Here is a 234-nt window from a genome sequence, read left to right on the forward strand (position 1 = left end):
GCCTTCGGCAACAAGATGAACGGCTTTGACGAGAACGGCAGCAACGGCGGCGTGTCCAAGCTGACACTGTCTGACAACACCGCCTATAACAACGGCGCTTACAACTTCTACTTCGACCACAACGCCGGGCACGTCATCCGCAACAACATCTCGTACGGGACCGGCAAGATCAAGACCACCGGCACGGCCGACCACAACTCCTGGGACGCAGGCGTGTCGCTCTCCAGCGCCGAC

1 pseudogene is annotated in these 234 nt (G+C 60.3%); it reads left to right on the top strand.

From position 1 onward, the window contains the following. Positions 1-234, top strand: a pseudogene (locus KBI52_RS33730) (hypothetical protein); the annotation flags it as partial.

This window comes from Microvirga sp. HBU67558 (assembly GCF_018069605.1).
Taxonomy (GTDB): domain Bacteria; phylum Pseudomonadota; class Alphaproteobacteria; order Rhizobiales; family Beijerinckiaceae; genus Microvirga; species Microvirga terrae.